This window comes from Methylobacterium sp. J-088, from assembly GCF_022829295.1.
GTDB lineage: Bacteria > Pseudomonadota > Alphaproteobacteria > Rhizobiales > Beijerinckiaceae > Methylobacterium.
Genome location: NZ_JAKSYH010000279.1, coordinates 51,327 through 69,762, shown reverse-complemented (window position 1 = coordinate 69,762; position 18,436 = coordinate 51,327). Strand labels below are relative to the sequence as shown.

The following is an 18,436-nucleotide window of genomic DNA, read 5'->3' as shown; positions in this document are numbered from 1 at the left end:
CCGCTACGCCCCGGAGTGGACCCGGCGAGCAAGACGCGGGTCCCCTCGCCCGGGCGGGATAGGTGCAGGGTGGGGGGCGAGAAGCTTCGCGCGAGGCGGGAATTTTCAGGATCGAGGGCGTCGGTAACGCAACGACAGGGGGTGCGCCTCGTCCGTATCGTTCTCCTCCCTCACCCCAACCCTCTCCCGGTCGGGAGAGGGGGCATGTCGCGCTCGCCAAGTGCGAAGGCGCACGACTGTCCTGTCGCGCGCAGGCCGGCGGGCGATACGCCGCGGCACCGGTCGGCCTTGCGTCCCGCGGCGAACCTTGCCTTGGGGCCGATGCGGCCGATCTCAGCAGACGTGCCCAATCCGTGGCAGGCCGACCGGCAGACGATGCACATTCATCTCGACGCACTCGGCGGCGTGGCCGGCGACATGTTCGCCGCCGCCCTGCTGGACGCCTTCCCCGAGCATCAGGACGGCGTGAGCGCGAGCATCCGGGCGGTCGATGCCCGCATCGCCTGCGCGCTGCACCCGCACAACGACGGCATCCTGCGCGGCGCGCGTTTTTTCGTTTCCGGACCCGGGGTCGAGCCCGATCACCGGCACGATCACGGCCACCATCATCACCCACACCACGATCACGACCATACGCACGGCCATACGCACGATCACGGCCACCGGCCCTGGTCGGAGATCCGCGCCGCGCTGACGGAAGCGGATCTCGCGCCTTCGGTCCGGGCGCAGGCGCTCGGCATCTTCGGCCACCTCGCCGACGCGGAGGCCCGGGTGCACGGCATCGCGGTCGATGCGGTGGCGTTCCACGAGGTCGGGGCCTTCGATTCGATCGCCGACATCGTGGCCGCCGCCCACCTGATCGCCGCGCTGGAGGTGCGGAGCTGGAGCGTCTCGGCCCTGCCGCTCGGCTCCGGCCGGGTGAAGACCCAGCACGGCCCCCTCCCCGTCCCGGCGCCGGCCACCACGCTGCTGCTCGCCGGCTTCTCCACCCTCGACGACGGCGTCCCCGGCGAACGCGTCACGCCCACCGGGGCGGCGATCCTGCGCCATCTCTGCGGCGGCGATCCCGGGCGGGGCCGGCCCCGGGGGATCCTCGGGCGCACCGGCATCGGCTTCGGCACGAAGGTGCTGCCGGGCCTGAGCAACTGCCTGCGCGCCCTGGTGCTGGAGGAGGGCGCCGCCGCCGGACCGGGCCGGCGGGATCTCGCGGTGATCGCCTTCGAGATCGACGACCAGTCCGGCGAGGACCTCGCCATGGGCCTCGACTGCTTGCGCGCCGAGCCCGGGATCCTCGACGTCGTGCAGGCGCCGGTCCTCGGCAAGAAGGGCCGGATGATGGCCCATATCCAGGCCCTGGTGCGCCCGGAGAGCCTGGAGGCGGCGATCGCGGCCTGTTTCCGGGAGACCACCACGATCGGCCTGCGTTACCACCTTGTGGAGGGCGCGGTGCTGGATCGGGAAGCCCATACGGTCGAGCAGGCGGGCCGGCCGGTCCGGGTGAAGGTCGTGGACCGGCCGGGCGGGCGCACCGCCAAGGCCGAGGCCGACGATTCCCGCGACCATGCCGGCCACGCCGCGCGGGCCGCCCTGCGCCGCGCGGCCGAGCGTCTCGCCCTGGACCAGCAGCCGGAGGAGGAGCGGTGACGCACCGGAAGACTCTCGAAACGGTCCTCGCCGGGCTCGGGCCCGTCGCGGTGGCGGTGAGCGGCGGGGTCGACAGCCTGACGCTCGCCACCCTCGCCCACCGGCTGGCGCCGGGGGCGGCCCTCATGGTCCACGCGGTCTCGCCGGCCGTGCCCGGGGAGGCGACCGCCCGCGTGCGCGCCGAGGGTGCCCGCGAGGGCTGGGATCTGCGGGTGATCGAGGCCGGCGAGTTCGCCGATCCGGCCTACCGGGCGAACCCGGTCAACCGCTGCTTCTTCTGCAAGACCAATCTCTACGGCGCGGTCCGGGCCGTCACCGACCGGCAGATCCTGTCGGGCGCCAATCGCGACGACCTCGGCGAGTACCGCCCCGGCCTCGACGCCGCCCGGCAGCACGGCGTGCGTCATCCCTACGTGGAGGCCGGGTTCGACAAGGCGTCCGTGCGGGCGCTCGCCCGCGACCTCGGCCTCGGCACGGTGGCGGAACTGCCGGCGGCGCCTTGCCTGTCGAGCCGGGTCGAGACCGGCATTCCGATCGAGCCGGAAACCTTGAGCTTCATCCACGCGGTCGAGCGGCTGGTCGGCGGGGCACTCGACGCGGGGGCCGGCGCCAAGCGCGCGGTCCGCTGCCGGGTGCGCGCCGAGGGGGTGGTGGTGGAACTCGATCCCGGGAGCCTTGCGGCCCTCGACGCCGCGGAGCGCGAAACGCTCGGGGCCGGCATCCGGGCGCTCGCCCCGCCGCGTCTCGCCGGCCTCGTTCGCTTCGCCCCCTACCGGGTCGGCAGCGCCTTCCTGGTCGAGCCGCCGGAGGCCCAGGCATGAGCATCGCGGAAGAATTCACCCTCGATTTCGCCCGGTCCGAGCGGATCGGCCTGGAGGAGGCGATCTTCTGCGCCGGCAAGAGCCCGGAGCAGATCGACGCGATCCTGGAGGCCGCCCGGGTGCGGGGCGCCTCGCTCCTGCTCACCCGTCTCGACCCGGAGAAGCGCGACCGGCTCAGGGATGGGGCGCGGCTCGACTATTGCCCGGTCTCGCGCACGGCGGTGTTCGGCGAGGCCCCCCGGGTCACGGGCCCGGCCCGGGTCGCCGTGGTGGCGGCCGGCACCTCGGACGTGCCCGTCGCCCGCGAGGCCCTGCGGGTGCTGGCCTATGGCGGCCGGGCGGCCTCGCTCTTTGCCGATGTCGGCGTCGCCGGCCTGTGGCGGCTGACCACGCGGATCGCGGAGATCCGGGCCCATCCGGTGGTGATCGTCGCCGCCGGGATGGATGCGGCCCTGCCGAGCGTCGTCGGCGGCCTCGTGGCGGGCGCGGTGATCGCGGTTCCGACCTCCGTGGGCTATGGCGTCGCGGCCGGCGGGCGCGCCGCCCTCGATGCCGTGCTGGCGAGCTGCGCGCCCGGCATCACGGTGGTCAACATCGACAACGGCTACGGCGCCGCCTGCGCCGCCCTGCGCCTGCTCCACGCGGCAGGACGCCTCGCCGAGGAGCGCGAACGATGACCCGGCCCGACGCATTACCTCCCCGCACCCGACCATTCGCGAACGGAGACAGCCGATGGAACGCCGCAGCTTCCTACAGGGCGCCGTGCTCGGCGCCGGACTTTCCGGCGCGAGCTTGGCTGGCGCCGGCAGCGCAGGAGCGGCCGTGAACGCCCCCGCCAGCCCTCTGCCCGGCAACCGCCCGCAGGACCCGGCCGACCTGCCCTTCGTCACCGATCCCGGCGAGCGCCGGGGCGAGATGCTCTACCGGACCTTCGGCAAGACGTCGGAAAAGATCTCGGCGATCGGCATGGGTGGGTTCCACCTCGGCAAGAGCGCCGTGACGGACGACGAGGCGACGCGGCTGATCCATGCCGGGATCGACCGCGGCATCACCTTCATGGACAATTGCTGGGACTACAACGACGGGCGCTCCGAGCTGCGCATGGGCGCGGCGCTGGCCCAGGGCGGCTACCGCGACAAGGTCTTCCTGATGTCCAAGATGGACGGGCGGACCAAGGAAGAGGCGATCAAGCAGATCGACCAGTCGCTCCTGCGCCTGCGCACCGACCGGATCGACCTCGTCCAGCACCATGAGATCCTGCGCTACGACGATCCCGACCGGGTCTTCGCCGAGGGCGGCGCCATGGAGGGGTTCCTGGAGGCCAAGAAGCAGGGCAAGCTGCGCTACATCGGCTTCACCGGCCACAAGGACCCGCGCATCCACCTGCAGATGCTGGAGGTGGCGGCCGAGCGCGGCTTCCACTTCGATTCCGTGCAGATGCCCGTCAACGTGATGGACGCGCATTTCCGCTCGTTCAGCCACCTCGTCCTGCCGTATCTGGTGCAGAACGGCATCGCGCCGCTCGCCATGAAGACGTTCGGCGACGGGGTGATCCTGAAGGCGGACGCGCCGATCCGGCCGATCGAGTACCTGCACTTCTCGCTGAACCTGCCGGTCTCGGTGGTGATCACCGGCATTCAGAACCAGCGCGACCTCGACCAGGCCTTCGAGGCGGTGAAAACCTTCACGCCGATGGACAAGGCCACGGTGGCCGAGTTGCTGTCGCGCTCGAAGCCCTACGCGCTGGAGGGCAAGTACGAGCTGTTCAAGACGAGCGCGACCTTCGACGGCACCGCCAAGAACGCGGCGTGGCTCGGCGACGACGTGCAGGGCGTGAAGAAGCTCGCGCCGACGATGGAGTAAGGCGTCAAGGGTCTCTGCGCCGAAGCGGCCGCTCCCCCCTCCCCCTTGCGGGAAGGGGTTAGGGGTGGGGGTGGTTCAGACGGCACCGCTGTGCTCAATCCGGCACCACCCCCACCTCCGGCTCCTCCCCGCAAGGGGGAGGAGAGCATGCCCCCTCACACCACATCCTCCAGCCGGATCGGCAGGCTGCGGATCCGGCGGCCGGTGGCGTGGTGGATTGCGTTGGCGATGGCCGCGTTCACCCCGATGATCCCGAGCTCGCCCAGGCCCTTCAGGCCCAGCGCGTCGACCTGATCGTCGGGATCGGGCACCAGCAGCGCCTCGACCTCCGGCGCGTCGGCCGCGGTGGGGACGAGGTACTCGGCGAGATCCGGATTGCGATAGGCGGCGCCGTCGAGCACCGTCTCTTCGAGCAGCGCCGAGCCGAGCCCCCAGATCATCCCGCCCATGAGCTGGCTCTTGGCGGTCAGCGGGTTGAGGATCCGCCCCGCCGCGAAGGCGCCGGTCAGCCGCGCCACCCGGATCTCCCCGGTCTCGGCCTGGATATGGACCTCGGCGAACTGCGCGCCAAAACCCCAGGAGACGGCCTTGCCGCCCCCGCCCAGGCTGAGGCCGATATGGCCGCCGCGCAGGCCCTGAAGCGCCTTCTCCCGGTCGCCCCCTGCGGGCACGAATTCCGCGACGGTCTCGACGCCCGCGGGGCCGACCGCCTCGCCAAGCGCGATCCCGGTCCCGTCCGGCGCCGCGAGCCGGCCGCCCGCGAGGCGCAACGCGCCCGGATCCCGGCCGGCGAGGCGTCCGCCTTGCCCGGTCGCGGCCTGCGCCAGGGTTTTGCGGATCTGCCGGCAGCCGAGCGCCAGGGCGTTCATCAGGCTGGTGGTCGTGCTCGATCCGCCCGAGATGCCGGCCGCCGGAAGGTCGGTGTCGCCGAGCCGGACCGTCACCCGCTCCACCGGAACCCCGAGCCCGTCCGCCGCGCCCATGGCGAGCAGCGTGGTGATGCCGTTGCCGATCTCGTGATGCGCGCAGGCCACCTCCGCCGACCCGTCCGGGCCGAGCCGGACCCGCATCGTCGCGGCGGCGATTTTTACGGGTCGCACCGAGGCCGCGCAGCCGAGGCCGATCAGCCAGGGGCCATCCCGCATCGCGCCCAAGCGCGGCACCCGGCGCGACCAGCCGAAGGCCTTTGCCCCGGCCTCGAAGCAGGCCATCAGCGGCCGGGTCGAGAACGGTTTTCCCGAGACCGGATCGACCGCCGTGTCGTTGCGCCGGCGCAGTTCGATCGGGTCCATGCCGAGCGCCACCGCCATCTCGTCGACGGCGCTCTCCAGGGCGAACAGGAACGGCACCTCCGGGGGCGCCCGCATCGGCCCCGGCGTGTTGCGGTCGACCCGCACGGCCCGCTCCTCGGTGCGGATGTTCGGGCAGGCATAGAGGCTCGCGGTCACCTCCGCCCCCTCCATCACGAAGGGATCGAAGCGCGACGTCACGGTCTCGGCCTCGTGCACCAGGGCGGTGAACCGGCCCGACCTGTCGGCGCCGAGCCGGATCCTGTGGCGCGATTCCGGCCGGTAATTGGCGATGGTGAAGCAGTGCCGCCGGCTCGGTACCAGGGAGACCGGCCGGCCGAGGCGCTTGGCCGCGAGCGCGATCAGCGCCGTGTGTTGCGACAGCGCGAATTTCGAGCCGAAATGGCCGCCGATCAGGCCCGCCACCACCCGCACGTTCGCGGGATCGAGGCCGAGCTGCGCCGCGAGCCCGTGCTGGACGGCGCCGACATAGCGGGTCGGCTCGTGCACGGTGAGCCGGTCGCCGTCCCAGGCGGCCCGGGTGGTGAACAACTCGATCGGGTTGTGGTGCTGGACCGGGGTCGCGTAGCGGGCCTCGACGCGGATGGCCGCGCCCGCCAAGCCGGCCTCGACATCGCCCCGGTTGATGTCCTCGTGGTGGGGTTTCAGGTCGGCGAGGCGCACGGTCTCGGCGCCGGGCGCATCGAAACCCCCGGCGGCGGGCTCCTCGTCGTAGGAGACCCGGACCGCACCGGCCGCCGCCTCGGCGGCCTCCAGGGTCTCGGCGACGACCAGCGCCACGATCTGGCCGGCATACGCCACCGTGTCGGAGTCGAGGGGCCGGTGCGAGCTGTTGGCGTAGCCGCCGGCCATCAGGTGCTTCACCGGGGCCACCGCGCCGGAAAAATCCCGGTGGGTGAAGATGGCAAGCAGGCCCGGCACCGCCCGCGCGGCGTCGCAGTCGAACCCGGCGATCCGGCCCCGGGCGATGGGGCTGGTCACCAGGGCGGCGTGGGCCGTGCCCCGGTCCGGTCCGGGGCGGTCGGAGCTGTAGAGGGCCCGGCCCGTGACCTTGTCGGGCCCCTCGACCCGGGTATGGGCCTGGCCGAGATGGTCTCCGGATTTCAAAGCGTGCGAATCCATGCCGCCCTCCCCGTCCGCGGCCATCGGGCCGCCTGCAGGGAGGGAAGCGCCCCGGGGGCGGTTCGGCTCCCCGGGCGGTGGGGCGACAGGATGCAGCGGCCGCGCTGATGGCGCACCAGCGCGGCCGGGATCAGCTCAGTTCAAGACCTTCCCGTCCGGGCCGACCTTGACCTCCTGCTCCTTGTCGGCGCCCGCGACCTTGATCTCGTACTGGACCGCGGAGCCGTCCTTCTCGACCTCGGCCTCGTAGGCCTTGCCGCCGCCGGCCTTCTGCTCGGCGATGGCCAGCGCGTCCTTCAGGGAGGTCTTGGCGTTCTGGAAGTCGGAGGCCTTCAGGCGGGTGAAGTAGCGCTCGAACGGCTGGTTCTCGGTCTTGTAGAGCGCGCCCGTGTCGGCGTTGATGCCGTACTCGACGAGCTTGCCGCTCGGGTAGACGACCTTGATCGCGTAATGGGCCGGGTCCTTGCTGTCGGCCTTCTCGAAGTCGGCATCGATGGCGCGGCCGCCCTTCTCGTCGCCCTGCGTCTCGGCGGTGGCGAGCGCCTGGGCGAGGCCGACCTTGGCGAGCTTGGCGACCTGCCACTCCTTCAGGTTGCTGTCGGCCTTGGAGGCCGGCTCGGCGGGGGTGGAGGTGGCGGTCTGGGCGAGCGTGAGGCTCGTGGAGAGCGCGAGCAGGCCGGCGGCGGCGGCGAGACGGGTGATCATGGCGGGTGTCCCTTTTGCGGGTTCGTTCACGGGAGCGTGAAACGCCGAGGCCGCAAGTCCGGTTGCCCGGGACAGGGAAAAAAAGCCGCCCGGGGCCGGGGTGGTGCCGCCCCGTCCCCCGCCTGTATGAGGAGCGGCCCATGAGGACCTGCTTATGAGGACCTGCCTATGACCGGACACGAACCCGAGCCGCTGGACGAGTTCACGCGCCTGCACGCCAAGCTCTCCGCCCTGGAGATCGTGCTGGGCGTCCTGATCGGGCGCCTGTCGGAGGAGAATCCCGAGATCCGCGAGGACGTGAAGCGCGACGTGGCGGCGATCCTGTCCGACATGCCGATCGACGGCCCGAGCGAGGAGATGATCGCCGAGGAGGTCCGCCGGGCCGCCGGAGTCCTGACCAGCGTGTCGATCGGCTAGTCACCGGTCGGTGGATCCCAAAGGGCAAGCCCTTTGGCGGGGTGTCGGGGCAGCGCCCCGACGCTTGGTTCGCGCCTTCAGCGCGGCGGCATCCGCAAGGCCCCGTCGAGGCGGATCGTCTCGCCGTTGAGCATCGGGTTCTCGCAGATGTGCCGGACCAGGGCGGCGTATTCGGCCGGCCGGCCGAGCCGCGGCGGGAACGGCACGCTCTGCCCGAGCCCGTCCTGCACCTCCTGCGGCAGCCCGGCCATCATGGGCGTCTCGAAGATGCCGGGCGCGATCGTCACCACCCGGATGCCGTGCCGGGCGAGTTCCCGGGCGATCGGCAGGGTCATGGACACCACCCCGCCCTTCGAGGCCGCGTAGGCGGCCTGCCCGATCTGGCCGTCGAAGGCCGCGATCGAGGCGGTGTTGACGATCACGCCCCGGGCGCCCGTCTCGTCCGGCGCCTCCCGGCCGATCGCGTCGGCCGCCAGCCGGATCATGTTGAAGGTGCCCACGAGGTTGACCGTGACCGCCCTGGCGAAGCTGTCGAGGCGGTGCGGCCCGTCGCGGCCGACCACCTTCTCGCCCGGCGCGATCCCGGCGCAGTTCACCAGCCCGTGCAGGTGCCCGAACGCGTCCAGGGCCGTCCGGACCGCCGCCGCGCCGTCCGCCTCGCGGGTGACGTCGGTCTCGGCGAAGCGCGCCGCCGCGCCGAGCTCCGCCGCCACCCGGGCGCCGGCCTCCCGGGCGATGTCGGCCAGCACCACCCGGGCGCCCGCCGCCACGAGGCCGCGCGCCGTCGCCTCGCCCAGGCCCGAGCCCGCCCCGGTGACGATGAAGACGCGATCCTGAATCATTCCGGCCTCCCCCGATAATCCCAGCCGCCGCGCACACGGCGCGCCCGGCCCTGATGACGGACACGACCTAAAGCCGCGCCCGATCGCGTTGCAATCGAGTGCGGCTCTCAACCCGTGTTGTGACGCGCGCTCGTGCTGTGACGCGCGCTCGTGCTGTCACGCGCACTCTTGCGCCGAACGGTGTCCGCTTCGTCGAAGCGGGCTCCGGCGGGAGCCGGAAGCCGCCCGCACCGGCCCCTGAGCGTCGGCGCGACAGTTGACGTGTGAACAATTCCCACATACAGTTCGACCAATCGAAGCGCTGTATTGGTTTGTATTTCCGTCTGTTTCCAGCGCGTCGATACAGACTCGAAAAACATTCCGGCCCGTGGTTTCGGTCGAACATCGTCGACCCGCCGCGCCGAAAGCCCAGCCCTCCGCCCCGACCTGCCGGGCGGCCGATGCCTCACGCCATGCACAGGACAGCTCATGCGCGCCCCCTGGTTCGAGACCGTCGCCCGCCGCTGGTGTCATCGCCGGCTCGTCGGGCGGCACCGGGCGGCGCGGTCCGCGGGGATCCGCGCCGCCCTGCGCGCCGCCACACCGGACAGCGTGCTTCTGGTGGGCAATTCCCACGCGGAGTCCATCGGGACCCCGGATCTCGGCGGCCGGCCCAGCCTCAACATCGCGGTCGGCGGCAGCACCGCGGCCGATTGTGCCCGGCTACTCACGGATCTGCACCGGACGGTCCTGCACCGCGCGGACCGGCGCGTGCCGGTCCGCTGCGCAGCCTCCGTGCTGATCATCGGCACCAACGACATCCTGCGCGGGCGCCATCCGGAGCGGGCCCGGAGCGCCGATCGGTTCGCCGCGGAGGTCCGGCGCATCCTGAGCTTCCTGGAGGCGTGGTCGGGGCAGGTCTTCGTCGCCGCCGTCCCGCCGGTCGGCGCCTGGGCGACCGGCCGGGATCCGGCCGCCGTCGCGATCTTCTCGGACCGGCTCGCGGCGCTCTGTGCCGAGCGGGGCCACGCCTACTTCGATCCGTTCGTCGCCCTGCGCGACGGCCCCGGGGGGCTCGCCGGATCGGGCCTCTACCGGGACGGCGTGCACATGGCCGATTACACCCGTCTGGCCGCCGAGATCGCCCGGCTGGTGGTGATCGATCCGCTGCCGGCCGCTCGGCCCGCCCGCCGCCCGGCCGGGCCGAGCCCGGTGGCCAATCTCCGGGTTCTCCGCGCGGCCTGGACCGGCCGCCCGTGAGGGGCCTTGCGGAGATCTTCGCCTGCCCGCTCTCCTCGGGACCCGTCCGCGGCGGGGCACGGCCGGGCCGGCGCTTGGCGCTGGCGGCGGGCCGCACGACGGGCAGCGTCATCCTCACCGTGTGAGACGCCCGCCTCACGGCGGGCAGCCTTATCCTCACCGGGTGAGACGCCCGCCTCAAGGCGGGCAGCCTTATCCTCACCGGGTGAGACGCCCGCCTCACGGCGGGCTCGTGCCCATCAGGACCGGCGCGCAGACCGTCCGGAAGCCCGCCCGGGTCGCGAGCGCCTCGAGGGCGCCACCGGCCCGGCCGTGCGGGAAGACGTGCAGGAACACCCGGGTTGCCCCGCGCGTCCGCGCCGCGTTCAAGGCCGCGCGGGTCACGGCGGTGCCCAGGCCCCGGCCCTGCCGATCGACCCGGGTGCCGAGGTTGTACAGCCCGGCCATGTCGCCGCGCAGGTAGAGGCACGCGCAAGCCGCCGGGCCGGCGACGTCGCGCAGGACGAGGTGGAGCGGCGCGAGGCCGGGCCGCGCCTTGGCCCCCCGCAGGGCCGGCAGGTAGGTGCGGCGCAGATGCGTCCGCACGGCCGGGTCGTCCGACAGGTTGGCGAAGACGCCCTCGAACTCCGGTCCCGGCGCGGGGGTGGCCTGGAGGGTGATCGCACCGTCCGCCGGGGATGGCACCGGCGGCGGCCGCGCCACCATCCAGCGCGCCGGGCGGAGGATCGCGGGCTCGAACAGGGCGCGCAGCAGGGCGACCTCCTCGGCATCCCGGGCCAGGAAGGCCGGCGCCCGGTCGCGCCCCAGGGCCGCCGCCCCCGCCCAGGCGAACTGGTCGGGCCGGCGCACCCCGTAGGCGAAGTTCAGGGTCGGGTCCGGAATGCTCCGCGACCAGACGTAGCCGGCGCCTCCGGGCCCGTGCGCGACGCCGTCGATCAGGGATCCCGTGAGGGCCGCCACATGGGCGTCGCGCAGGGCCTCGAAGGCCGGGTCGCCATCCCGCATGGTCAGGCGGCCGGTCCGCCCCGGGCCTGCGCCGGGCGATCGAGACGGCGACGGGAGCGCTGCGGCGGCATCCCCGCCCGCGTATTGCTCAGGTTGCAATCCCGGACCGTCAATCTCGCCCTCGTGGTGCTCGTAATGAAGCCGGGGCTATCATGCACAGGATCGACCCAACAATGGTTATTTATCTGAATTATAACGATTAAAATATACGACTTGTGGCAGTATACGATCCGAAATCAGCAAAAATACTGATCTTATGACCTGAAGCCGTGAGCGAAATCTGATGTCGGGCGGCCAGCCGGCCCCGCGCAGGTCGATCCAGGCGCGCCAGGAGGCGGGCGGCCGTGTATGCTGAAGACCCGCGATTCGGAGCGGGCTGCGCGTGCGGACCGTCAGCCTGCGCGCGTGACAGGAGAGCCCGTGCGGCGATGCCGTCCTTCGACACGCCCGTTTCGGTCGGGGCCTTCGCGCTGCTGGTCTTCGCCTTCGCGGTAAAGCAACTCGGTGCGGATTTCCTGCTCCAGAACACCTGGATGGCGCACGGCAAGGACCGGGCCTCGGCCTGGCTCCTCCCCCTCTGTGCCCATACCGGCCTTCACGGCCTGGGCACGCTGCTGATCACGCTGCCGGTCAAGCCGGCCCTGTGGTGGCTGGCGCTGGTGGATTTCGCCGTGCACACGGCCGTCGACCGCGGCAAGGGCCTGATCGGCCAGCGCACGCACTTCCCGCCCACCGACACCCGGTTCTGGTGGCTGATCGGCATCGACCAGTTCCTGCATCAGGTGACCCATATCGGGCTGGCGGCGATCCTGGCCGTGGCCTGATCCGAGGGGCGGCATCGACCGCGCTGTGCCCGTCGTGGTCGCGCGCGCTCTTAGTCGAAGCGGACACCGGTTCGGCGCGGAAGGGCGCGCGTCACGACACGGGCGCGACACGACACGGGCGCGGCTCCAGGGCGGCGCAGCGCCGTGTCGTCAGCGGAAGAGGTTCGCGGGTACCGGCGGGCTCGCATTGAGCAGCGTGATCGTCACCCGTCGGTTCGGCGCGATGTAGGGATTGTCGGGGAAAACCGGCTCGGTGTCGGCGCGGCCCACCACGGAGACGAAGTTGTCGTTGGGAACCCCGGCGCCCGCCAGGATCTCGCGCACGGCGAGCGCACGCCCGGCCGTGAGGGCCCAGGGTTCGCCGGCCCGCGCCGAGCCCGGGCGCGCGGCGGCCGTGTGGCCGGTGACCGACAGGCGGTTGGGCAGCCGGCGCAGGGTAGGCGCGAGCGCCTCCAGCACGCGACGGGTGCGCTCGTAGGGATCGACGGCGCCCTCGCGGAACATGGAGCGGCCGTCCTGGTCCACCAGGGACACGTCCACGCCGTCCTTGGTCGGCTCGATCACGATGTTCTTCGACAGCTCGGCGATGTCGGGCATTTCCTGGAGGGCCTGCCGGAGGCTGGCGATGGCGCTGTAATTGGCCTGCGCGTCGGCGGCCGCGCGGCTGGCCTCGCGATCGCTGGCGCGGCCCGGACTGTTCGGGCGTGCCTTGTCCTCCTGCTCGGCGGAACCCCGCTCCGCGTCGCGGGGCGTGGACGGCTTGTTGCCGGACGTGTCCAGGGCTCTGCCATACATGATTCCGCCAGCGCCGCTGGTGGCTGGGCTCAAAGCCGCCGGCGCGAAGTATTCCGCCAGACCGACCTTCTGCTCCTGCGTCGTCATGCTGATCAGCCACATCAGCAGAAAGAACGCCATCATGGCGGTCACGAAGTCCGCATAGGCGATCTTCCAGGCCCCGCCGTGGTGGGCATGGGCGGCCTTCTTGACCTTCTTGATGATGATGATCGGCGGGGTGGGCGTGGCCATCAAGTCCCTGCTGGAGACGGGGTCAGGTCTAGGCGGGCAGAGCGGCGGTGGCCGCTTCCACTTCGTTGAAGGTCGGGCGGACGTCGCTCATCAGCGACTTGCGGGCGAATTCGACCGCCATCACCGGCGGCTGGCCGCCGATATGGGCGAGAAGGCCCGCCTTGAGTGAAATGTAGTATTTGGATTCGGCCTCGAAGAGGCCCTTGAGCGACTGCGCCATGGGCCCGAAGAAGCCATAAGCGACGAAGACGCCGAAGAAGGTGCCGACCAGCGCGCCGCCGATCAGATGCCCCAGCACCTCCGGCGGTTCCTTGATCGCCCCCATCGTCTTGATCACGCCGAGCACGGCGGCCACGATGCCAAGCGCCGGCGTTCCGTCGGCGAGCGCCTGCATGGCCGAAACGACACGCTCCTGCTCCTGATGGTGGGTCTCCAGTTCCTCATCCATGAGGGCGTCGATCTCGTGGACGTTGTTGGCGCCCAGCGTCACCATGCGCATGTAGTCGCAGACGAACTCGACCGCGTGATGGTTCGCCGCGAAGGTCGGGAAGGCGTTGAACAGCGTCGACTCGCCCGGATCCTCGATGTGCGGCTCGAGCGCCATCGCACCCTTCGACTTCGCCAGCTTGAACAACGAGTACTGCATTCCCAGCAGTTCGACATAGGATTGCTGCGTGTATTTGGGGCCCTTGACCAATGTGCCCAGCATGGCGGGCACAGCCTTGAGCACCGGCCCGGTATTGCCGATGATGAAGGCACCGATCGCTGCACCGAGGATGATGACGAACTCGAACGGCTGCCACAGGACGGCCAGGTGGCCGCCCATCGCCGCGTAGCTGCCGAAGACGCAGGCGAAGACGATCAATGTGCCGACGATCAGCCGCATCACGTGCCATCCTTGCGCGGCGGCCGTTATAGCCGGCGCGAAGTTACCAAGATCTGGCAAATCACCGATTTTGGTTAACGGCGCGTTTAGGGCCTGTTCGGCCCGGGTTTCCAAAGGGCCTCGCCCTTTGGCGGGTGCTCAGGGCGGAGCCCTGAGAGCTTGACCTTGAGACGTCGACCAGGGCCCTGCCCTGGACCCGCGAAAGGTCTCGACCTTTCGAAACCAGAACTGGAGCGCGGCGGCCCGGACACCGAAACCGGGACGCGGCTCAGTGCAGCTCGACCTCGAGCAGCCGGTTCGTGTCGGTGAGCTTGCCGGCCAGTTCGAGGATCAGGAAGCGCTGGACGCGCAGCGCGAGGTCGGGGCGCTCCCGCTCCATGCGGGCGAGGCCGTCCCGGTCGATGCCGACGACCCGGCAGGGGGTTTCGGCCACCGCCGTGGCGGTCCGCTGGCCGCCCTGCACCAGCGCGACCTCGCCGATCACCGTGCCGGCCGCCGTGGTGCGCAGGCGCATATGCGGGCGCCCCGGCACCGCGATCTCGATCGAGACGAGGCCCTGTTCGAGGAAGTACAGGGCGTCGGCCGCCTCGCCCTGGCGCATCAGCGTCGCGCCGGTCTCGAGATCGCGGACGGTCAGGTAGGGTGCCAGCTCGCCGGGCTCGATCGTGCAGCCCAGCTGATCCGACAGGTGCCGGGCAAAAGGCGCGGTCGTGCCGGCCTCGGGGATCGCCGCCTCCGCCAGCAGCGTCGCCTCCGCGTCCCGCAGGGCCTCGTCGAGGGTCGGCAGGGTGCGGATCCGCGGCCCGGCCGTGAGGCCGTTGCGCGCGAACTGCCGGAGCATCGTCGGCCCGAGATGGGCCAGGAGCACGTCGAAGCCGCGCGCCTCGGCGCGCTGCCCGATCTTGCGGAACGCCACGAGGGCCGAGCTGTCCAGCCCGACGCAGTCCCGGAAGTCCAGGATCAGCACCCGCAGGGCCGGGGCCTCCGCGGCGACCCGCCGGTGGATCGCCTGGCCGTTGAGGAAGAACAGGAAGCCCTGCAGCGTGTAGATCCGTGTGCGGGTTCCGGCCTCGCGCAGCCGGGCGGCGGTCTCCGGCGCGCGGATGATGCTGCTGCGCCGCTCCGCCCCGGAGATCGCCCGGCGGATGGTCGGGATCTGGGCGTACTGGACCGCGAAGATCAGCATCGCCATCAGGATGCCGGTCAGGAAGCCCATTGTGGCCCCGAACAGGGCGGTCGCCGCGCACACGCAGGCCGCCACCGCGACCTCCCAGGGCAGCAGGGTCCTGTGGGCGCGGGAGAGGTTGAACAGGTGCCCCAGCGCGATCGCGATCAGGGCACCGCCGGCCAGCGGGCGCGGCAGCAGGCCCAGGGCGCTCGCGCCGAACAGCAGCAGGGCTGCCGTGACGGCGAGCGTCAGCCACCGGCCGAGCCACTGCCCGCCGCCGATATTGTGCAGGTACAGCGTCGAGGTCCGGTCGAAACCCATCACCGGGCTGCCGAACAAGCTGCCGAGGACGTTCGTGAAGCCCGAGGCGACGAAGAGCCGGTCGATGCCGAATTCGCGCCGCAGATCCAGCTCGACGCTGACGACGTAGAGGATCTGGATGATGACCGCGACCAGGATCTCGGTGGCGATCTTCGGCAGGACCGGCAGGAGCAGGGCGGGGTCGAAGCCCGAGAGGCTGGCGATCGCCGGCGCGCGCAGCAGCGGGCCCGGCGGCAGCGGGTCGATCAGCCAGCCGGCCGCCTGCGCGGCGGCGGTGTCGAGGCCCTGCATCGACACGCCGAGATGCACCAGCGCGAAGCTGGCGATGACGATGGCGGGGAAGGTGCTCCAGTGCGGGACGCGCCGGGGGAGATAGAAGGCGCAGACACCGATGCCGAGCGTCAGGGCGATGCGCCCGAGCGTGCCGGGATCGTGCAGGCTGGGCGTTGCCGGATCGAACAGGCCCAGCACGGACGCGACCGCGTCGTCGATATGGGCGCCGATCTGCACGCCGCTGCGCAGGAGCAGCAGGCCGACGCCGGCGAGGAAGCCGGTCAGGATCGGGTAGGGCAGCAGCTGCATCACCAGCGAGGCCCGCAGGGTGCCGAGCGCCACGAAGACGAGGCCCGTCAGCAGGGTCGCCGCGCCGCAGGCGAGCAGGACGATCTGGCCGACCGCATCCGGATCGGTCACGCCCGCCGCGTGCAGCTGCTCCGCGACCCTGGCGGCGATCGCCGCCTGCACGATCGCGGCCGCTCCGAAGAACGACAGGGAAACCACCACGTCCCGCTTGAGCACCGCGAAGACGAGGCCGCCCAGGACGTAGGCCGAGAGCATCGCCGCCACTCCGGCGGTGCGGCTCTCGGCGAGCGGGCCGGAGAAGATGAGCTGCGAGTACACGATGAGATCGAGCACGATCATCATGGTGGCGACGCACCCACCCAGGATCGTCCGCGACACGCGCGCCGACGCCGCGCGCATCGCGCGTCCGGCGGGGATCCTGTCGGGTGTGGTCATCGGCGCGGAATCCGGATCTCAGAAACTCGGACGGGGCCGGGACACAGGCGCCGCCGCGCGATCCACGTGGGACCGTTGGAATCAGGCTAGCCTGAAGTAGCGCCTCGTCATCGCGGCCGCACGCTTAAAATTTCGTGTTGATCGCGGGAGAGGTCCAGACATTCCGGCCGCGCCATCTGGACGACATCTGGCTGTGCGGCGGCGTAGCCTGACCCGGGCTCCGGACGGCGCATCACGGCGGCCGCCAACACTTCGCGATGACCTGCCGGCGGATGGCGGGGGCGTGCGGTCTTCAGGGCGCGCGCTCGCCATGCGCCTTCGGCCGTTCCGGCGACGCCGGGTCGAGGTCCCGGCGGGCTGGCCCGTCAGCGCAGGCGCGCGGGTCCCCGGGCTTGGCAGACGTCCGTTCGAGGACGCGGGCGCGCGGCCCCCGTCCCTCCGCGAGGGCAGAGGGAGAGACGGGGCCGCACGCCTGTTGTCCGACGGGGATCTAGTGCATCGATCCAGACGGTGGCGTCAGCCGAGTCTGGAAAAATTGATGCAAAACCAAAGAACTCGTGCTCACTCGCATGAACGAAGTGAATGCGTCAGAGCACTAGGGGATCCGAGGGCCCGCCCCTCAGCGCGCCTCGCTGACCCGCTTGGTCGTCCGCTGCTCCTTCTTGTAGGCGGTGATCGCCGCCGAGCAGCCGGGGGAGAGGTTCTTGAGGTTGGTCTTGAAGCAGGCCTCGACCTCCGGGCCACCCGGCGCGTAGGCGCTGCAGTAATCCATGTAATCGCCGGTGCAGTGCTGCTTGAGCGCGTCCCGGGCGGGGGAAGACTCGGCGAAGGCCGCGGCGGAGCCGAAGCACAGGGCGATGGCCAACAGGGCCGTCTTGGTCGAAGTCATGGACATCCTTCACGCGTCCAGACGCGCGAACGCGTCGCGCGACGATGGACGAGGCGGATGGACGCCAAGGATGGCGTCACCGTGACGTTCGGGTGACGCGAATGCAGATCAGCCATGCCCGATACTGAAGGGCATGGCTGATCTCCCGGGTCAATGCGCCCCGGCGCGCCGGGCCGGCACGAGGTCGTTGGCGATGATCTCGCCGAACGGGCCGTCGTTGCGTGCGTTGGTGGAAGGGCGGCCGGTGGTGGCGCGCAAGGGCAGCTTCGGGAAGACCAGCTCGGCGAAGCGGTAGGCCTCCTCCAGATGCGGGTAGCCCGAGAGGATGAAGCGGTCGATCCCGAGATCGATATACGCCTTCATCCGGTCGGCGACCTGATCGGCCGAGCCGACGAGGGCCGTCCCGGCGCCGCCGCGCACGAGGCCGACACCGGCCCAGAGGTTCGGCGAGACCACGAGCTTGTCGCGGCTGCCGCCGTGGAGCGCCATCATCCGGCTCTGTCCGACGGAATCCTGCCGCTTCAGGGTTTCCTGCGCCTTGGCGATGGTGGCGTCGTCGAGCTTCGAGATCAGCCGCTCGGCCGCCTCCCAGGCTTGCGCCTCCGTCTCCCGGGCGATCACGTGCAGGCGGATGCCGTACGAGAAAGTCTTGCCCTTCGCCTCGGCGGCCTGACGCGCCAAAGCAATCTTCTCCGCGACCTGGGCCGGGGGCTCACCCCAGGTGAGGTAGACGTCGCAATGGTCGGCCGCCACCGCGATGCCGGCCGGCGAGGAGCCGCCGAAATAGAGCGGCGGATAGGGCTTCTGCACCGGCGGGTAGATCAGCCGGCCGTTCTCGGCGCGCAGGTGCTCGCCCTGGAAGGTCACGGTCTCGCCCGCCAGCAGGCCGCGCCAGATCGTCAGGAACTCGTCGGTGACCGCGTAGCGTTCGTCGTGGGACAGGAACACGCCGTCGCCGGCCAGCTCCACCGGGTCGCCGCCGGTGACGACGTTGATCAGCAGGCGCCCATCCGAGATCCGGTCGAGCGTCGAGGTCATGCGGGCCGCAGCAGACGGCTCCATCAGGCCCGGCCGGACGGCCACGAGGAAGCGCAGGTTCTTCGTCAGCGGCGCCAGCGCCGAGGCGACGATCCAGGAATCCTCGCAGGAGCGCCCGGTGGGCAGCAGCACGCCGTAATAGCCGAGGTCGTCCGCGCCCTGCGCGATCTGCCGGAGATAGTTGAGCGAGACCTCCCGGGCCCCTTCCTGAGCGCCGAGATAGCGGCCGTCGCCGTGGGTCGGCAGAAACCAGAGGACGTCGGCGCGCCCGTCAGTCGGTGCGGTCATTGGGTTTGTCC

General features: G+C 71.3%; 17 protein-coding genes. 8 read left to right on the top strand and 9 right to left on the bottom strand.

The features are described 5' to 3' along the window. Positions 1-375: 375 nt before the first annotated feature. From MKK63_RS31085 to MKK63_RS31070, 4 genes are read left to right on the top strand one after another with little or no spacing between them, the layout of a single operon-like run. Positions 376-1,644, top strand: a complete 1,269-nt coding sequence (locus tag MKK63_RS31085) for a LarC family nickel insertion protein (protein WP_244008312.1) — start codon at positions 376-378, stop codon at positions 1,642-1,644. After that, positions 1,641-2,465, top strand: a complete 825-nt coding sequence (locus MKK63_RS31080; RefSeq protein ID WP_244008311.1) for an adenine nucleotide alpha hydrolase — start codon at positions 1,641-1,643, stop codon at positions 2,463-2,465. The genes MKK63_RS31085 and MKK63_RS31080 overlap by 4 nt, the downstream gene beginning before the upstream one ends. Beyond that, on the top strand, positions 2,462-3,142 hold the full coding sequence (gene larB, locus MKK63_RS31075; RefSeq protein ID WP_244008310.1) for a nickel pincer cofactor biosynthesis protein LarB: 681 nt from the start codon (positions 2,462-2,464) through the stop codon (positions 3,140-3,142). The genes MKK63_RS31080 and larB overlap by 4 nt, the downstream gene beginning before the upstream one ends. A gap of 55 nt (positions 3,143-3,197) precedes the next feature. Beyond that, a complete protein-coding gene (locus MKK63_RS31070; RefSeq protein ID WP_244008309.1) occupies positions 3,198-4,328 on the top strand; it encodes an aldo/keto reductase in 1,131 nt (376 codons plus the stop codon). Between the two features lie 155 nt (positions 4,329-4,483). Here MKK63_RS31070 and MKK63_RS31065 read toward each other — a convergent pair whose 3' ends face one another. After that, positions 4,484-6,760, bottom strand: coding sequence for a xanthine dehydrogenase family protein molybdopterin-binding subunit (locus MKK63_RS31065; protein ID WP_244008308.1), 2,277 nt, complete (start codon positions 6,758-6,760; stop codon positions 4,484-4,486). Positions 6,761-6,895: 135 nt separating this feature from the next. Further along, on the bottom strand, positions 6,896-7,465 hold the full coding sequence (locus MKK63_RS31060; protein WP_244008307.1) for a PepSY domain-containing protein: 570 nt from the start codon (positions 7,463-7,465) through the stop codon (positions 6,896-6,898). 168 nt (positions 7,466-7,633) lie between these two features. Between MKK63_RS31060 and MKK63_RS31055 the strand changes: the two genes are divergently transcribed. After that, the gene (locus MKK63_RS31055; protein ID WP_243927532.1) at positions 7,634-7,882 is read left to right on the top strand and encodes a hypothetical protein; all 249 of its coding nucleotides are present in this window, start codon (positions 7,634-7,636) and stop codon (positions 7,880-7,882) included. A gap of 77 nt (positions 7,883-7,959) precedes the next feature. On the opposite strand, the gene MKK63_RS31050 is transcribed toward MKK63_RS31055, so the two are convergent. Beyond that, the gene (locus tag MKK63_RS31050) at positions 7,960-8,724 is read right to left on the bottom strand and encodes a 3-hydroxyacyl-CoA dehydrogenase (RefSeq protein ID WP_244008306.1); all 765 of its coding nucleotides are present in this window, start codon (positions 8,722-8,724) and stop codon (positions 7,960-7,962) included. Positions 8,725-9,192: 468 nt separating this feature from the next. On the opposite strand from MKK63_RS31050, the gene MKK63_RS31045 reads away from it, so the two are divergent. Beyond that, complete coding sequence (locus tag MKK63_RS31045; protein WP_244008305.1) at positions 9,193-9,963, top strand: SGNH/GDSL hydrolase family protein; 771 nt, start codon at positions 9,193-9,195, stop codon at positions 9,961-9,963. Then, positions 9,960-10,088, top strand: coding sequence for a hypothetical protein (locus tag MKK63_RS31860; protein WP_267425667.1), 129 nt, complete (start codon positions 9,960-9,962; stop codon positions 10,086-10,088). The genes MKK63_RS31045 and MKK63_RS31860 overlap by 4 nt, the downstream gene beginning before the upstream one ends. 94 nt (positions 10,089-10,182) lie before the next feature. On the opposite strand, the gene MKK63_RS31040 is transcribed toward MKK63_RS31860, so the two are convergent. Beyond that, complete coding sequence (locus MKK63_RS31040) at positions 10,183-10,968, bottom strand: GNAT family N-acetyltransferase (RefSeq protein ID WP_244008304.1); 786 nt, start codon at positions 10,966-10,968, stop codon at positions 10,183-10,185. A gap of 428 nt (positions 10,969-11,396) precedes the next feature. Here MKK63_RS31040 and MKK63_RS31035 point away from each other — a divergent pair, with 428 nt between their 5' ends. Further along, a complete protein-coding gene (locus tag MKK63_RS31035; RefSeq protein ID WP_244008303.1) occupies positions 11,397-11,792 on the top strand; it encodes a DUF3307 domain-containing protein in 396 nt (131 codons plus the stop codon). A gap of 150 nt (positions 11,793-11,942) precedes the next feature. On the opposite strand, the gene MKK63_RS31030 is transcribed toward MKK63_RS31035, so the two are convergent. From MKK63_RS31030 to ssuD, 5 genes are all read right to left on the bottom strand, one after another. Beyond that, complete coding sequence (locus MKK63_RS31030) at positions 11,943-12,818, bottom strand: flagellar motor protein MotB (protein ID WP_244008302.1); 876 nt, start codon at positions 12,816-12,818, stop codon at positions 11,943-11,945. 28 nt (positions 12,819-12,846) lie between these two features. Next, a complete protein-coding gene (motA, locus tag MKK63_RS31025) occupies positions 12,847-13,818 on the bottom strand; it encodes a flagellar motor stator protein MotA (protein WP_244008301.1) in 972 nt (323 codons plus the stop codon). A gap of 154 nt (positions 13,819-13,972) precedes the next feature. Continuing rightward, positions 13,973-16,210 carry a cyclic nucleotide-binding domain-containing protein gene (locus MKK63_RS31020; RefSeq protein ID WP_244008300.1) on the bottom strand — a complete coding sequence of 746 codons (2,238 nt, stop codon included), beginning with the start codon at positions 16,208-16,210 and terminating at the stop codon, positions 13,973-13,975. Between the two features lie 619 nt (positions 16,211-16,829). Continuing rightward, positions 16,830-17,099, bottom strand: coding sequence for a hypothetical protein (locus MKK63_RS31015; RefSeq protein WP_244008299.1), 270 nt, complete (start codon positions 17,097-17,099; stop codon positions 16,830-16,832). A gap of 150 nt (positions 17,100-17,249) precedes the next feature. Continuing rightward, complete coding sequence (gene ssuD / locus MKK63_RS31010) at positions 17,250-18,425, bottom strand: FMNH2-dependent alkanesulfonate monooxygenase (protein ID WP_244008298.1); 1,176 nt, start codon at positions 18,423-18,425, stop codon at positions 17,250-17,252. Between the last annotated feature and the right edge of the window lie 11 nt (positions 18,426-18,436).

Bases quoted from the DNA above. Each gene is read 5' to 3' on its own strand.
- MKK63_RS31050 (WP_244008306.1), bottom strand. From the start codon at position 8,724: ATGATTCAGGATCGCGTCTTCATCGTCACCGGGGCGGGCTCGGGCCTG.
- MKK63_RS31030 (WP_244008302.1), bottom strand. From the start codon at position 12,818: ATGGCCACGCCCACCCCGCCGATCATCATCATCAAGAAGGTCAAGAAG.
- MKK63_RS31060 (WP_244008307.1), bottom strand. From the start codon at position 7,465: ATGATCACCCGTCTCGCCGCCGCCGCCGGCCTGCTCGCGCTCTCCACG.
- MKK63_RS31020 (WP_244008300.1), bottom strand. From the start codon at position 16,210: ATGACCACACCCGACAGGATCCCCGCCGGACGCGCGATGCGCGCGGCG.
- MKK63_RS31015 (WP_244008299.1), bottom strand. From the start codon at position 17,099: ATGACTTCGACCAAGACGGCCCTGTTGGCCATCGCCCTGTGCTTCGGC.
- MKK63_RS31085 (WP_244008312.1), top strand. From the start codon at position 376: ATGCACATTCATCTCGACGCACTCGGCGGCGTGGCCGGCGACATGTTC.
- MKK63_RS31045 (WP_244008305.1), top strand. From the start codon at position 9,193: ATGCGCGCCCCCTGGTTCGAGACCGTCGCCCGCCGCTGGTGTCATCGC.
- larB (WP_244008310.1), top strand. From the start codon at position 2,462: ATGAGCATCGCGGAAGAATTCACCCTCGATTTCGCCCGGTCCGAGCGG.
- MKK63_RS31070 (WP_244008309.1), top strand. From the start codon at position 3,198: ATGGAACGCCGCAGCTTCCTACAGGGCGCCGTGCTCGGCGCCGGACTT.
- MKK63_RS31040 (WP_244008304.1), bottom strand. From the start codon at position 10,968: ATGCGGGATGGCGACCCGGCCTTCGAGGCCCTGCGCGACGCCCATGTG.
- MKK63_RS31065 (WP_244008308.1), bottom strand. From the start codon at position 6,760: ATGGATTCGCACGCTTTGAAATCCGGAGACCATCTCGGCCAGGCCCAT.
- MKK63_RS31035 (WP_244008303.1), top strand. From the start codon at position 11,397: ATGCCGTCCTTCGACACGCCCGTTTCGGTCGGGGCCTTCGCGCTGCTG.
- MKK63_RS31055 (WP_243927532.1), top strand. From the start codon at position 7,634: ATGACCGGACACGAACCCGAGCCGCTGGACGAGTTCACGCGCCTGCAC.
- ssuD (WP_244008298.1), bottom strand. From the start codon at position 18,425: ATGACCGCACCGACTGACGGGCGCGCCGACGTCCTCTGGTTTCTGCCG.